The sequence below is a fragment of the Christiangramia aquimixticola genome (genome assembly GCF_048285835.1).
Taxonomy (GTDB): domain Bacteria; phylum Bacteroidota; class Bacteroidia; order Flavobacteriales; family Flavobacteriaceae; genus Christiangramia; species Christiangramia aquimixticola.
In genome coordinates this window covers 590,594-604,695 of record NZ_JBLVTL010000002.1, presented here as the reverse complement: position 1 = coordinate 604,695, position 14,102 = coordinate 590,594, and the positions used below count along the sequence as shown (strand labels likewise).

General features: G+C 38.4%; 12 protein-coding genes. 6 read left to right on the top strand and 6 right to left on the bottom strand.

The window, feature by feature from the left end:
• Positions 1-41: 41 nt before the first annotated feature.
• The 4 genes from atpD to ACNKXV_RS06360 form a co-directional block, all read right to left on the bottom strand.
• On the bottom strand, positions 42-1,553 hold the full coding sequence (gene atpD / locus ACNKXV_RS06375) for a F0F1 ATP synthase subunit beta (protein WP_417906869.1): 1,512 nt from the start codon (positions 1,551-1,553) through the stop codon (positions 42-44).
• A 265-nt stretch (positions 1,554-1,818) separates the two neighbouring features.
• Positions 1,819-3,666, bottom strand: coding sequence for a glutamine--fructose-6-phosphate transaminase (isomerizing) (gene glmS / locus ACNKXV_RS06370; protein WP_417906868.1), 1,848 nt, complete (start codon positions 3,664-3,666; stop codon positions 1,819-1,821).
• A gap of 8 nt (positions 3,667-3,674) precedes the next feature.
• Complete coding sequence (locus ACNKXV_RS06365; RefSeq protein ID WP_417906867.1) at positions 3,675-5,255, bottom strand: DUF4270 domain-containing protein; 1,581 nt, start codon at positions 5,253-5,255, stop codon at positions 3,675-3,677.
• A 13-nt stretch (positions 5,256-5,268) separates the two neighbouring features.
• Positions 5,269-6,084, bottom strand: a complete 816-nt coding sequence (locus ACNKXV_RS06360) for a glycogen/starch synthase (RefSeq protein WP_417906866.1) — start codon at positions 6,082-6,084, stop codon at positions 5,269-5,271.
• A 110-nt stretch (positions 6,085-6,194) separates the two neighbouring features.
• Here ACNKXV_RS06360 and panC point away from each other — a divergent pair, with 110 nt between their 5' ends.
• From panC to ACNKXV_RS06330, 6 genes are read left to right on the top strand one after another with little or no spacing between them, the layout of a single operon-like run.
• On the top strand, positions 6,195-7,046 hold the full coding sequence (panC, locus tag ACNKXV_RS06355; RefSeq protein ID WP_417906865.1) for a pantoate--beta-alanine ligase: 852 nt from the start codon (positions 6,195-6,197) through the stop codon (positions 7,044-7,046).
• Positions 7,047-7,053: 7 nt separating this feature from the next.
• Positions 7,054-7,404, top strand: a complete 351-nt coding sequence (gene panD, locus ACNKXV_RS06350; protein ID WP_417906864.1) for an aspartate 1-decarboxylase — start codon at positions 7,054-7,056, stop codon at positions 7,402-7,404.
• Positions 7,405-7,408: 4 nt separating this feature from the next.
• A complete protein-coding gene (locus ACNKXV_RS06345; RefSeq protein ID WP_417906863.1) occupies positions 7,409-8,374 on the top strand; it encodes a lysylphosphatidylglycerol synthase transmembrane domain-containing protein in 966 nt (321 codons plus the stop codon).
• Positions 8,375-8,409: 35 nt separating this feature from the next.
• Complete coding sequence (locus ACNKXV_RS06340) at positions 8,410-9,558, top strand: alpha/beta hydrolase (RefSeq protein ID WP_417906862.1); 1,149 nt, start codon at positions 8,410-8,412, stop codon at positions 9,556-9,558.
• A 17-nt stretch (positions 9,559-9,575) separates the two neighbouring features.
• Positions 9,576-10,940 carry a DNA repair protein RadA gene (gene radA / locus ACNKXV_RS06335; RefSeq protein WP_417906861.1) on the top strand — a complete coding sequence of 455 codons (1,365 nt, stop codon included), beginning with the start codon at positions 9,576-9,578 and terminating at the stop codon, positions 10,938-10,940.
• Between the two features lie 51 nt (positions 10,941-10,991).
• Positions 10,992-12,116, top strand: coding sequence for a peptidoglycan DD-metalloendopeptidase family protein (locus ACNKXV_RS06330; RefSeq protein ID WP_417906860.1), 1,125 nt, complete (start codon positions 10,992-10,994; stop codon positions 12,114-12,116).
• On the opposite strand, the gene ACNKXV_RS06325 is transcribed toward ACNKXV_RS06330, so the two are convergent.
• Together ACNKXV_RS06325 and ACNKXV_RS06320 are read right to left on the bottom strand one after the other, a co-directional pair.
• The gene (locus ACNKXV_RS06325; RefSeq protein WP_417906859.1) at positions 12,113-13,147 is read right to left on the bottom strand and encodes an NADP(H)-dependent aldo-keto reductase; all 1,035 of its coding nucleotides are present in this window, start codon (positions 13,145-13,147) and stop codon (positions 12,113-12,115) included. The two genes, ACNKXV_RS06330 and ACNKXV_RS06325, sit on opposite strands and share 4 nt — an antisense overlap.
• 5 nt (positions 13,148-13,152) lie before the next feature.
• A complete protein-coding gene (locus ACNKXV_RS06320) occupies positions 13,153-14,100 on the bottom strand; it encodes an OmpA/MotB family protein (protein WP_417906858.1) in 948 nt (315 codons plus the stop codon).
• Between the last annotated feature and the right edge of the window lie 2 nt (positions 14,101-14,102).

Genomic DNA, 14,102 nt, shown 5'->3' with positions numbered 1-14,102 from the left:
GGTTAGTTGTTTAACTAACTTCCCAATTCTCATTACTAGATTTACGATTCAGCAAGCATTTTCTCTCCGGCTTCGATCGCTTCTTCAATTGTCCCTTTAAGGTTGAAGGCAGCTTCCGGAAGGTGATCTAACTCACCATCCATGATCATGTTGAATCCTTTGATCGTATCTTTAATATCTACAAGCACTCCCTTAAGACCAGTAAACTGCTCTGCTACGTGGAATGGCTGAGATAGGAAACGCTGAACACGTCTTGCACGAGAAACGGCAAGCTTATCTTCTTCAGAAAGTTCTTCCATACCAAGGATGGCAATAATATCCTGAAGTTCCTTATATCTCTGTAATAACTCTTTTACTCTTTGAGCACAGTTATAGTGATCGTCACCTAAAATATCTGCTGTAAGAATTCTTGAAGTTGAATCAAGAGGATCCACCGCAGGATAAATACCTAATTCGGCAATTTTACGTGAAAGTACTGTGGTTGCATCCAGGTGGGCAAATGTAGTTGCCGGCGCCGGATCTGTAAGGTCATCTGCAGGTACGTAAACCGCCTGTACAGATGTAATAGATCCATTTTTAGTAGAAGTAATTCGCTCCTGCATCGCACCCATCTCTGTTGCAAGCGTTGGCTGATATCCTACCGCTGATGGCATACGTCCAAGAAGTGCAGACACCTCTGAACCAGCCTGAGTAAAACGGAAAATGTTATCTACGAAGAAAAGAACGTCTTTCCCCTGACCATCTCCGGCACCATCACGGAAGTATTCCGCAATTGTAAGACCAGAAAGAGCCACACGAGCACGAGCTCCTGGAGGTTCGTTCATCTGACCGAAAACGAAAGTCGCTTTCGATTCCTTCATGATATTTTTATCTACTTTTTGAAGATCCCATCCGCCTTCTTCCATAGAATGCATGAAATCATCACCGTATTTTATAATTCCAGATTCCAACATCTCTCTAAGAAGGTCATTCCCTTCACGAGTACGCTCACCAACTCCTGCAAATACAGAAAGTCCACCGTGACCTTTAGCGATGTTGTTAATCAATTCCTGAATAAGTACTGTTTTTCCAACTCCTGCACCTCCAAAAAGACCAATCTTACCACCTTTTGAATAAGGCTCAACAAGATCGATTACTTTAATTCCTGTAAACAGAACTTCAGTAGACACAGATAAGTCCTCAAACTTAGGAGCTTCACGGTGAATTGGAAGTCCATCTTTACCCGCTTTTGGCAAGTTCCCTAAACCGTCAATCGCATCTCCAATTACATTGAAAAGACGTCCGTAAACATCTTTACCAATAGGCATTTGAATAGGATTTCCAGTAGAAAGTACTTCAACACCACGGCTAAGACCGTCAGTTGAATCCATGGAAACAGTTCTTACAGTTTGCTCTCCAATATGAGACTGCACCTCAAGAACTAAAATAGAACCATCTTTTCTGGTAATTTCCAAAGAATCATAGATCTTTGGCAGTTCAGCGTTTTCTGAGTCGAACACAACATCAACTACAGGACCAATAATCTGGGCAACTTTACCTGTGACTTTAGACATTTATCTAATTCTTTAATTTTTAATAGTAAAATTCAAAAACCTATTTCATTGATTTAAAAAATAATAAATCAGAATAAGGTCATTTTCAGGGTGCAAAGATAATTTTTTCTCGCAAAAAACATATTGAATTTTTGAGAAGTTTCTAATGTTTTCTCAGAGTGCTAAAATCCTGATTTCAAAGCGCTAATTCTCCACTACAATTAACACTATATAAAAAAAGCCTCCATGATTTTTCAGGGAGGCTTTCAACTTAATATTATAAGATTTATTCTACTGTTACCGATTTAGCCAGGTTTCTTGGCTGATCCACATTCTTATCCAGCATTACAGCTATGTGATAAGAAAGCAACTGCAAAGGAATAGTAGTTAAAAGTGGAGTTAAAGACTCCATAGTATCAGGAACTTCGATCACATAATCTGCAAGTTCTCTAACTTCTTCATCCCCTTTGGTCACAATTCCAATGATCTTTCCTTTTCTGGATTTGATCTCCTGGATATTACTTACAACCTTTTCATAATGCCCTTTTCTGGTAGCAATTACCACAACCGGCATCTGCTCATCTATAAGCGCGATAGGTCCATGTTTCATTTCAGCTGCAGGATAACCCTCAGCATGAATATAAGATATCTCCTTAAGTTTTAAAGCTCCTTCAAGCGCCACCGGGAAATTATATCCTCTACCAAGATAAAGACAATTCTTAGCATCTTTATACTTTGCCGCAACCTCCTGAATTAATTCATCAGATTTTAATGCTTCTTCAATTTTACCAGGGATTCTTTCAAGTTCCTGCAAGTGGAATTGGAAATCACTATGAGAAATGGTTCCTTTAAACTTCCCAAGCTTAAGAGCCATAAGGGTAAGAACCGTAATTTGTGTGGTAAAGGCTTTTGTTGAGGCAACACCAATTTCAGGACCTGCATGGGTATATGCTCCTGCATGCGTTTCCCTGGAAATAGAAGATCCTACCACATTACAAACTCCAAACGTAAAGGCTCCTTTTTCTTTTGCTAATTTAATTGCTGCCATAGTATCTGCAGTCTCTCCACTTTGAGAAATTGCAATTACTACATCATTTTCAGAAATTACAGGATTTCTATATCTAAATTCTGAAGCGTATTCTACTTCAACAGGAATTCTTGCAATATCCTCAAAGATATATTCAGCTACTAAACCAGCATGCCATGAAGTTCCACAGGCTACAATAATGATACGTTTCGCATTAGCAATGCGCTCCATATTATCGTCTATTCCAGCCATTCGTATTATACCCTGATCTACAAGCATTCTACCCCTATAGGTATCACTTATAGCATTAGGCTGTTCATGGATTTCTTTCAACATGAAATGATCGTAACCCGCCTTTTCAATTTGCTCCAGGTTCAACTGTAGTTCCTGAATATAAGGATCAACCAAAGAGTCATCATGAATTTTTCTGATCTTTACTTCTTTATGTCTTCTAATAACTGCCATTTCCCCATCTTCCAGATAAATAGCGTTATTTGTAAATTCAATAAATGGGGATGCATCAGAAGCAACAAAGAATTCATCTTCACCAACACCAATAGCCAACGGACTTCCAAGCCTAGCAACAACTATTTCATCCGGTTTTTTCTTATCAAAAACCGCAATAGCATAAGCCCCGATAGTTTGGTTTAAAGCGATTTGCACTGCCTTTCCAAGTTTAACCCCTTCTTTTACTATTACATCTTCTATAAGATTCACTAATACTTCAGTATCAGTATCACTTTGAAAAGTATAACCTCTTTTCTTTAATTCCTTTTTAAGAGCATCGTAGTTCTCAATAATTCCATTGTGAATTATTACCAGATCCCCGGAATTTGAATAATGAGGGTGTGAATTCACATCATTTGGCTCCCCGTGAGTTGCCCATCTCGTATGCCCTATTCCAACTGTACCGTTAGTAGAAATCTCACTTTCCAGTCTTTCCTTTAGGTCAGCAACCTTTCCTTTGGTTTTGCTCATTTTAAGCTCTGTCCCATCATATAGGGCTATACCAGCACTATCGTAACCTCTGTATTCTAATCTTTGAAGTCCCTTTAAAACAATGGGATAAGCATCTCTATGCCCAATGTATCCAACAATTCCACACATAATTTCTACTAATTAAAGTCGGTATAATATATTCTTAATTTTAATCTTTTGTCATCATCCGGGGACATGTTACCATGCAAAACAGTTCCTTTTGGAGTGAACAGAGTAGCTGCGGGCAATCTGTCAATTGGAGCCGGCGCATTTCTTGTTGCTGACAACAACGATCCTGATATTGATCCCTGCGACCCTCGTGAGACTACCGTATTGATATTAGGTACAACAACCAGACCTAATTTCACATTTTCAGCATTCTCATTTAACAACCTGGTAATATGATTGGTGATCCTGATCTTGTAAAAAGATCCATTCTCATCTTCAGCAACCTTTAAAGGCGTGGAGAATGTTGTCAAACTTTCATTAGGATTAGCTAAATTCAAGGAAATATCCAGAGCATAATCTGAAAGGATGGTGTTATTAGTTAAATCATATAAATACAATCTGTTTGGCTGATCACCATTATAAATACTTTCGTTGATATAGAAAGTCAGGTTCGCCTCATTTATTAAAAGATCCTGTCCCTGAAGACTTTCCAACACATCAGCATCCTGGAATAACTCAATAACTCCTATGCTTCCTTCCTGACCTTTCAAATAAATATTTTCAGATCCGGTTTGAGAAGATTGAGATTGAATGGTTTGCAACAAGTCTCCCGGATATTCTCCATCATAAAGATTCACTCTGTTTCCGGTAAAAAAGTTCAACTTATAACTTCCACGAACCCTTTTTTCTTCATCTTCCACCTCATCTACTATATCACTATTATAATACAATGTTATATGAGCATCCTCACTGTTGATATTAAAGAGGATTTGACTACCTCCAGAACCATTATCTTCTGCTTTGATGTAAAGATTTCGCAGATAATCCTTAAAATTATCATTACTGGAAAGCTCCACAGATCCTTGTTTGTCAATGATCTTATTTTTAAAATAATCGACAGATAATTTTAATCTTAATGCCGGCTTATTGGTAATCGTATCGATTTCTTCTTCTTCACCAGGCTCATAAGTAACGTAAGTCTCAGATGATGGTTCAAAACTATCATTCTCATAGATTGGAGCACCTACAATATTCTGCTCAAATTTACTTTTTTGATCTGTATAGTATTTTTGACGACCGGCAAAACCAGCTTCAGGATCAAGATCATTTAAAAGAAAAGAGGTTTCGTAAATGGATAACTTGAAAGAACCATCCCCGAAAATCGAATCCAGTTTATAAACCGGATTTTCACGAGTTGATTCCGTAGTTTCAGAAGAAAAATATGGAATAGTTAAGACCACACTATCCAAAACAACGTTTTCCCCAAATTCAGGCTCAGTTTCAGAAAGTTTAAGTTCACTTACAACACTGGCTACACTTTGACCGTATACCGGATGCTCGTGCACCCCAAGGAAAAAGTTGGAAAGATTATTGGTTTGAACAGAGTTTATTTTTTGAGAATAGGCATTTACTTCAAACTCCATCAATTTCACATTGGAAGAATTATTAATAATCTCTCCTCCAACTTCAGTGAAATCTTCATCACATCCTACAAAAGCGGAAATAACAGCCACGAAGGCTGTTATTTGGAACAATTTATTTAATCTCATTTAAATTTTTTACTTACGATTCAGACAATACTTTAGTGTCATAAAATTCCTGATAGGCATGAGAGAAATTTTCCTTTTCAGTATATGGCAATACCGGCTTGTTGAGTTTCCCTATGTAAGTTTTCAACTCTTCTGGAATATTATCTCCTCCAATTACAATTGCATCTGAATTATCTACCGAAGTTTTTAGAATATTCACAAAATTTGGAGTTTTTAAATGCTTCACATTGGCATTTTCAAAACCATCAAAAAGAATTTTCTCACGCAACTCTTCATCTAACGTCCCATCGAAACTTTGATTGTAAACAGAAGTCACAATTTTAGCATCTTTAAATAATGGCTCATTCCCGTAATAATTTCGCAGATATAATGGCAGCAATGACGAAAGCCATCCATGAACATGAATAATATCCGGTGACCAATTCAATTTTTTTACGGTTTCAATAACCCCTTTAGCGAAGAAAATAGCACGCTCATCATTATCAGGGAATAGATTCCCCTCTTCATCGGTTAAAGTAGCTTTCCTTTTAAAGTAATCTTCATTATCTATAAAATAAACCTGCATTCTCTCCTTTGGGATAGATGCCACTTTAATGATCAACGGCATATCCAAATCATTAATCACAAGGTTCATCCCGGAAAGCCTGATCACCTCATGTAGTTGGTGCCTTCTTTCATTGATATTACCAAACCTTGGCATAAAAATCCTAATTTGACCTCCAAGGTTATTCACCATTTTTGCAGCTTCAAAAGAAGTGGATGAGATATCAGTTTCAGGTAAGTACGGTATAACTTCAGACGAGACGTATAATACTCTCTTATCTTTCATATATTCTTTGCTTTAGTTACGTTTCCGAATAAAAAACACGCAAAATTACAAAATTTTATGCAGATTGCCACAGATATATTAAGTTTGCACGCTGTTAATTTTAAAATAAAATGCAGGTTTTTAGGGAGAAAGCACCACTAATAGAGGCAATTCAGAAGGTTAAATCTGAAGGAATGAGCATTGGACTGGTACCTACCATGGGTGCTCTTCACGATGGTCATCTTTCTTTGGTGGATCATGCGACCTCTTCAACAGATCAGGTTGTTGTAAGTATTTTCGTCAATCCTACTCAGTTCGACAATAAGGAGGATCTTGAGAAATATCCCCGAAATCTGGAAAAAGATATTGAATTATTGCAGACCCGTTTTCCGGACCTTTGGATTTTTAGTCCGACAGCTACCGACCTCTATGGGGAAGTAATTACTTCACAGGTTTTTAATTTTGACGGACTGGAATCTGTAATGGAAGGAAAATACCGAAACGGTCATTTTGACGGTGTTGGAACAGTAGTCAAACATCTTTTTGACGTGGTCCAACCCAATAAAGCATTCTTTGGAGAAAAGGATTATCAGCAATTACAAATAATTAGAAAACTCGTTGAGCAGACCGCCTCTAAAGTAGAAATAGTAGGTTGTCCCATTTTACGTGAAAAATCGGGCCTTGCAAGGTCTTCCAGAAATGAACGTCTAACCGATGAAATTCGTGAAAAAGCGGCATTTATTTATAGCACTCTCAAAAAGGCCAAAAATTTGTTTGGCACGGAAAGTGCTGATTTCGTGACGAATTGGGTTGAAAATGAATTTCAAAATCAGGATAAACTAAACCTCGAATATTTCGAGATAGCCGATGCTGATAATTTGAAAAAGATAAACGAAAAGGAAAAAGGAAAAAAATACCGGGCTTTTATCGCAGTTTATGCTGAAAACATAAGATTAATAGATAATATAGCCCTGGATAATTAAAATTAAGATGCAAATTCACGTAGTAAAATCAAAAATTCACAGAGTAAAGGTAACCGGAGCCGACCTTAATTATATTGGAAGTATCACCATAGATGAAGATCTAATGGAAGCTGCTAATATCATTGAAGGGGAAAAGGTCCAGATCGTTAATAATAACAATGGTGAAAGATTGGAAACTTACGTAATTCCGGGACCTCGAAATACGGGCGAAATTACTTTAAATGGCGCAGCAGCAAGAAAAGTTGCCAAAGGAGATATTTTAATTATCATTTCTTACGGAATTATGGAGCTGGAAGAAGCTAAAAACTTTAAGCCGTCTCTTGTTTTTCCAGATGAGGAAACCAATCTCCTGAAATAAGCCTTTGAATAAAAGATTTAAAAAAATATTAAAAATAAGCATCCCCTTACTCCTGGGGATTTTTTTAGTTTGGTACTCTCTTGGTAGTTCAACTCCAGAAGAACGCCAGAGCTTATGGCAAAGTATCACCCAGGCAAATATTTTCTGGATACTCGTTTCATTTTTTTTAGGCACAATCTCACATGTATCCCGCGCTTACAGATGGAAATTCATGTTAGAACCAATGGGATACAAGTCTTCACTATCCAATAGATTCATGGCAGTTATGGTAGCATATCTGGCAAACTTTGGAATTCCCCGCTCCGGAGAAGTTCTTCGCGCAGCTACCCTTACCAATTATGAAAAAATACCGTTTGAGAAAGGCTTTGGAACTATCATTTCTGAAAGGGTTGCAGACCTTTTAATCTTAATGTTCATTATTGGCGTAACGGTGATCCTTCAAACAGATGAACTCCTCGGTTATTTGGATGCTCAGAATATAAAACCATTAAACACTTTGTTATTCTTTTTAGGACTGGTTGCAATTTTTATTATAGGTCTAACTGTTATTAAAAAATCAAACTGGCTCCCTTTTCAAAAAATTAGAAAACTTGCGAAAGGCCTTTTAGAAGGCATGAAAAGCATCCTGCAAATGAGGCAAAAATGGGCTTTTCTGCTTCATACTGCCTTTATATGGACCATATACTTGGTCATGTTTTTCCTAATTCAGTTTAGTATTCCCGAAACTGCCGAAACTTCGTTTGGAGTAATAATGGCAGCTTTTGTAGTAGGTAGCTTTGCGGTATCTGCCACCAATGGCGGAATTGGAGTTTATCCCCTTGCCGTTGGCGGAGTATTGATCTTCTTTGGTGTTGAAGATCACGCAGCCGAAGCTTTCGGATGGATTTCCTGGGTTACTCAAACCGCCGTAGTGGTGATTTTTGGCGGACTTTCCTTTATTTTATTACCACTTCTTAATAACAGAAAATAATAATTATCTTGTAAGTCCGAATCAATACCTAACCTATGAAACATTTTTATGCCCTGATAATGGCTGTTCTATTGTCATTTTCAGGTTTTTCCCAAATAAAGTATGAGAGTTTCTCTTCTCAAAAACTCAACGAATCCCGTCAGATTAAAATTCAGCTTCCAAGAAATTATGAAGAAAACACCGGGAAACGGTATCCGGTTGTAATTGTTCTGGATGGAGATTACCTCTTTGAACCTGTAGCAGGAATGGTAGATTACTATGCGTATTGGGAAGATATCCCTGAAATGATCGTGGTTGGAGTAAACCAGGATGGCATTAGAACTGAAGATACAGCCTATGGAGATGAGAATTCACTTCCAGCCGGGAAAGGAGCTAAGTTTTTCGAATTTATCGGGATGGAACTTCTGGCGCAACTTGATCAGAAATACAGAACTGCCAACTTCAGAATAATCATAGGTCATGATTTTACTTCAAATTTTATCAATTTTTATCTTTTAAAAAAGGATCCAATCTTTCAGGGCTATATCAATCTAAGTCCGGATCTGGCACCAGATATGGCATCTCATATCACCTATGCACTTAAGACGACAGAAAGTAAAAAATGGTTCTATATGGCGACAGGAAGCGATGACATCCCGGTGCTTAGAAAAGATATTTTAAGTTTTGACAACCAGTTAAAAACGATCGACAATAAACTGGTTACTTACCATTTTGATGATTTCAAGAACGAAACTCACTATTCGCTGGTAGGGAAGGCGATCCCTTCGGCAATTGCAAGCATGTTTGAAATTTACAGACCTATATCCACCAAGGATTATAATGAAGTACTTCTTCAAACCTCAATTTCTCCCACCAAATATTTAGTGGAAAAATACAGCTCCATTGAAGAGTTGTATGGACTAAAGAGAAAAGTAAGTATTAACGATTTTCTTGCGGTATACCGTGCGATTGAAAAAACCAGAAACTGGGAGCAGTATAAAGATCTGTACAAACTGGCATATGACCATTACCCACGCACTATGTTAGGGCCATTTTTTGAAGCGCGATATGAAGAAGAAACCGGTAATCCGCGTAAAGCGATGAAGATCTATCAGAACGCTTACGGGCAGGAAAAAATCGCATTTTTAGATACCGATTATATGCTGGCAAAAGCCGATGCAATTAAAAAAGATTTCGGTTATTAGCATTAAAATGATCACTAATGGCGAAGGTTAAAACCACATTTTATTGTCAGAAATGCGGCGCTCAATATGCCAAGTGGCAGGGCAAATGTAATTCCTGCGGAGACTGGAACACCATAGTTGAAGAACTGGTTCAAAAACCTGATCCCAAGGATTGGAAAACTTCAGCTAAGAATGAAGCAAAAAAGGCTGCTAAACCACGGCTGATAGGTGAAATTGAAAACAGTTCACAGGACAGGTTAAAAACCGGAAATAATGAACTCGACCGGGTTTTAGGTGGCGGGATTGTTCCGGGCTCACTTACTCTTTTAGGCGGGGAACCGGGTATTGGTAAAAGTACCCTGTTGCTTCAGATAAGTCTTAGCCTTAAGTATAAAGTCCTGTACGTTTCCGGAGAGGAAAGTGCCCAGCAGATAAAAATGCGAGCAGAGCGAATAGACCCTTCTTCGTCTAACTGCTATATTTTAACCGAAACCAAAACTCAGAATATTTTCCGGCAGGTGGATGAAACCCAACCGGAAGTAGTCATTATCGATTCCATTCAAACCCTGCACAGCGATTATATTGAAAGCTCCCCGGGAAGTATTTCCCAAATAAGAGAATGCACCACAGAGCTGATAAAATTTGCCAAAGAAAGCAACACTCCGGTGATTCTGATTGGTCATATTACTAAAGACGGGAGCATTGCCGGTCCAAAAGTGCTGGAACATATGGTAGATACCGTGCTTCAGTTTGAAGGAGACCGGAATCATGTTTACCGGATCTTACGCGCTCATAAAAACCGATTTGGAAGCACGCATGAACTTGGGATTTACGAAATGCAGGGCAGTGGTTTGAGGGAGGTTACAAATCCTTCTGAAATTCTCATTTCCAAAAATGATGAAGATCTTAGTGGAACAGCAATCGCCTCTACTCTTGAAGGAATGCGACCTTTGATGATCGAAATTCAGGCGTTGGTAAGCACGGCTGTTTATGGAACTCCGCAACGAACTACCACGGGTTATAATACGAAACGTTTAAACATGCTGCTGGCGGTTTTAGAAAAGCGTGCCGGATTCAGACTGGGAGCAAAAGATGTTTTCCTGAATGTTACCGGAGGGATTAGCGTGGACGACCCCGCTATTGATCTTGCTGTGATCGCTGCAATTTTATCTTCTAATGAAGACATAGCGCTTACCAAAGATATTTGTTTTGCAGCTGAAGTTGGTCTTGCCGGAGAAATTAGACCGGTAACCAGAATTGAACAAAGAATTCTTGAGGCTGAAAAACTTGGTTTTGCATCCATTATGGTTTCCAAACAGAGTAAAATCCCAAAATCTAATTACCAGATCAAAGTAATTCGAGTGGCAAAGATCGAAGATGTGGTCGCGCATCTTTTTGGATAATATTAGGAATATTCATTCTTATATTTGACTGAATTTTAGTGCGGTATAAGAATGAAGAAATTGATATTGATCATAATTATTTCCCTTTGTTCCTGTTCAGAAATTGAAAAGGCAGAAGATTTGATCTCCGGACTTTCACCCAGGCAGGAGTATCAAAAAGATGAGAATATCTCTGACGAATTATTTCAAATCTGGAAAGCCCGCGTTGATGTAGCTCTTGAAAATTCACTCAAAATCGATCTTCCATATGTTGAAAAAGGCTTCTTCAAACCCAGAAATTTCGCAATTTACAGTTATGACACTTACCTTCTTCCCGGCGAGGTTATCGAAATTAAAATAAATACGGAAAGTCTTTCCACGCTTATTTTTACAACAATCTATAAGAAAGATAATTCCAGTGGCGTTTTTGAGAAATTAAAAACCGGTGCTGCAGACAAAAAGGAATTAAGCTTCGAGGTATACGAACAGGGCTTATATAAAATTGTAATTCAACCTGAGATCGAAGCCAATAGCCCATTTCAATTAGAAATAAAAAAATCACCTTCATACCTGTTCCCAGTTATAAACGGGAAAAATTCAGACATTGGAAGCTATTGGGGTGATATGCGCGAAGGTGGAATTCGTGACCATAAGGGGATCGACATATTTGCCAATAAGGGCACACCTGTCTTAGCGCCTACAAGCGGAAAAATCACCTTCTCCGGAGAAAAAGGATTGGGTGGAAAACAGGTCTGGCTGAGGGATAGCAAGCGAAAACTGGATCTTTATTTCGCACATTTGGATAGTATAATCCCGAAATTAAAAAAGGTGAAGCCCGGGGACACTCTTGGCTTTGTTGGTAATACAGGGAATGCTAAAACAACCCCGCCGCACTTGCATTTTGGTATATATAAAAACAGACGGGGAGCTATAGATCCTATTGGATTCGTTTATCAAACCGAACCCGCTGAGAATGCTCCTGCTGACCTGAAAAACCTCGCAGACAGAATTAAAATCACAAAAAATAAAGCAGCTCTAAGAAATAAAGCTGCTTTAAATAATTCAAATATTGTGAAAACCGGAACAAATGGAGAGGTGCTATATGTTCAGGGAAAAACTGACGATTGGTATCACGTAAGAGACAGCCTTGATCGCAGCATGTATATCCATGAAAGCGAGGTTACACCAGCTCTTTAAGGAGCCGGGTTAGGACATGCCTTATGAACCTCTTCAATATCCTTCAATATCTCGCCTGAAAGAACCACGTTTATACTTTCTATGTTTTCTTCAAGTTGTTCAATACTCGTTGCTCCTATAATATTACTTGTAACGAATGCTTGCTGATTCACAAATGCCAGCGACATTTGTGTAAGACTCAAACCATGTTTATTTGCAACTTCCTGATACCTTCTTGTAGCTTCTACCGCCTCTTTATTCGAATATCTTTTATACTGAGGGAATAAACTCAAGCGGGTATTCGGTTGAATTCCATTAAGATGTTTCCCACTTAAAGTACCCATCCCTAATGGAGAATAAGGGAACAACCCCACATTTTCTCGATGAAGAATCTCGGTAAGTCCAATTTCATCTTTCCTGTTCAAAAGGTTATAAGGGTTCTGAACAGTGCTTACTTTGGGAAGTTCGTGTTTACTCTCTTCCAAAAAGCGCATAAGTCCGTATGGCGTTTCATTAGAAAGTCCGATACTTCTTATTTTCCCTTTTTTAACGAATTCGTTAAGGCCTTCAAGGATCTCTCTGAAATTATCCTCCCATTTTTCACTCTCATCATGCTCATAACCAAGCTTTCCGAAATAGTTTGTATTTCTCTCCGGCCAGTGTAATTGATATAGATCAATATAATCTGTTTGCAGTCTTTTTAAGCTTTTATCAACAGCATCTTCCAAAGCTTCCTTATGAAAGCCCATATCTTCTCTAATATGCGAAACCATTTCAGCAGGTCCGGCGATTTTGGAGGCAATTACCACATCATCTCTTCTGCCTGTTTTTTTAATCCAGGTTCCTATAATTTTTTCTGTGCTCCCCTGAGTTTCCGGTGAGGCAGGAATAGAATACATCTCGGCTGTATCGATGAAATTCACGCCTTTATCCAAAGCGAAATCTATCTGTTGGTGACCCTCAGCCTCTGTATTCTGTTGGCCCCAGGTCATGGAACCTAAACAGATCTTACTTACTTTAATATTTGTATTAGGAAGATTGGTATACTTCATTATAATTATTCAATTTCATTTAAAACTTTAGTGATCTCGTCCAGTTTTGGAGTTAAGATCACTTCTATTCTTCTGTTTTTTGCACGACCACTTTCAGAATCATTTGAGGCTACCGGAACGAATTCTCCTCTTCCTGCAGCAGTAAGGTTTTGCGGATCAATACTTGAATTTTTCTTTAGAATCTGCACTATGGAAGTCGCTCTTTTGGTAGAAAGATCCCAATTGTCTTTTAAAGCTCCGCTTCCACCGTATGGAACATTATCTGTATGTCCTTCAATTAGAACTGCGATATCCTGATTTTGAGCAAGGACGCTCCCTAATTGCTTCACTGCTTTACGGCCTTCAGAATTTACAGCCCAGCTTCCGGAATCAAATAACAATTTGTTCTCCATGGAAACATATACTTTACCATTGCGCTGTTCAACGCTAAGACCTTTCCCTTCAAAATTGGTAAGTGCATTGGAAACTGCATTTTTAAGCGCATTCATTTTCGCATCTTTTGCTGCTATCACTTTTTCCAACTCGTTTATTCTTTGAGACCTGCCAGAGAGATCTTTTTCCAGTTTTTCCAGACGATTTTTTTCAAGGATAAGCGCTGCTTCTTTTTCATCTAATTGCGCCAGTAATTCCCTGTTTTGACGGGAATTTTCAGCTATAGCAGCAGAACTATTCTGTTCAAGGGCATCATAAGACTCTTCCAGACTTGAAAAGTTCTTTTGAAGCAATTGCAACTTCTCCATTAGATCGTTTCGCTGTGTGGTGATCTCGTTATGTTCCGCCTTTAGTGCTGCCAGTTCTCCTTCGAGTTTTTTGCTGCTATTTCTAAAAGAGTCGAGATCATCTTTTACTTCCCTGTTCTCTCTCTGCAAATCTGCATTCCGGCTTTCAAGCTCATTATACTTTTTTGAAGTAACGCAAGATGAAGCAAGCGAAACAATAAGCGTAAGTGCAATAA

Bases quoted from the DNA above. Each gene is read 5' to 3' on its own strand.
- panC (WP_417906865.1), top strand. From the start codon at position 6,195: ATGCAGGTTTTTAGGGAGAAAGCACCACTAATAGAGGCAATTCAGAAG.
- ACNKXV_RS06360 (WP_417906866.1), bottom strand. From the start codon at position 6,084: ATGAAAGATAAGAGAGTATTATACGTCTCGTCTGAAGTTATACCGTAC.
- ACNKXV_RS06340 (WP_417906862.1), top strand. From the start codon at position 8,410: ATGAAACATTTTTATGCCCTGATAATGGCTGTTCTATTGTCATTTTCA.
- atpD (WP_417906869.1), bottom strand. From the start codon at position 1,553: ATGTCTAAAGTCACAGGTAAAGTTGCCCAGATTATTGGTCCTGTAGTT.
- ACNKXV_RS06325 (WP_417906859.1), bottom strand. From the start codon at position 13,147: ATGAAGTATACCAATCTTCCTAATACAAATATTAAAGTAAGTAAGATC.
- ACNKXV_RS06365 (WP_417906867.1), bottom strand. From the start codon at position 5,255: ATGAGATTAAATAAATTGTTCCAAATAACAGCCTTCGTGGCTGTTATT.
- panD (WP_417906864.1), top strand. From the start codon at position 7,054: ATGCAAATTCACGTAGTAAAATCAAAAATTCACAGAGTAAAGGTAACC.
- radA (WP_417906861.1), top strand. From the start codon at position 9,576: ATGGCGAAGGTTAAAACCACATTTTATTGTCAGAAATGCGGCGCTCAA.
- glmS (WP_417906868.1), bottom strand. From the start codon at position 3,666: ATGTGTGGAATTGTTGGATACATTGGGCATAGAGATGCTTATCCCATT.
- ACNKXV_RS06330 (WP_417906860.1), top strand. From the start codon at position 10,992: ATGAAGAAATTGATATTGATCATAATTATTTCCCTTTGTTCCTGTTCA.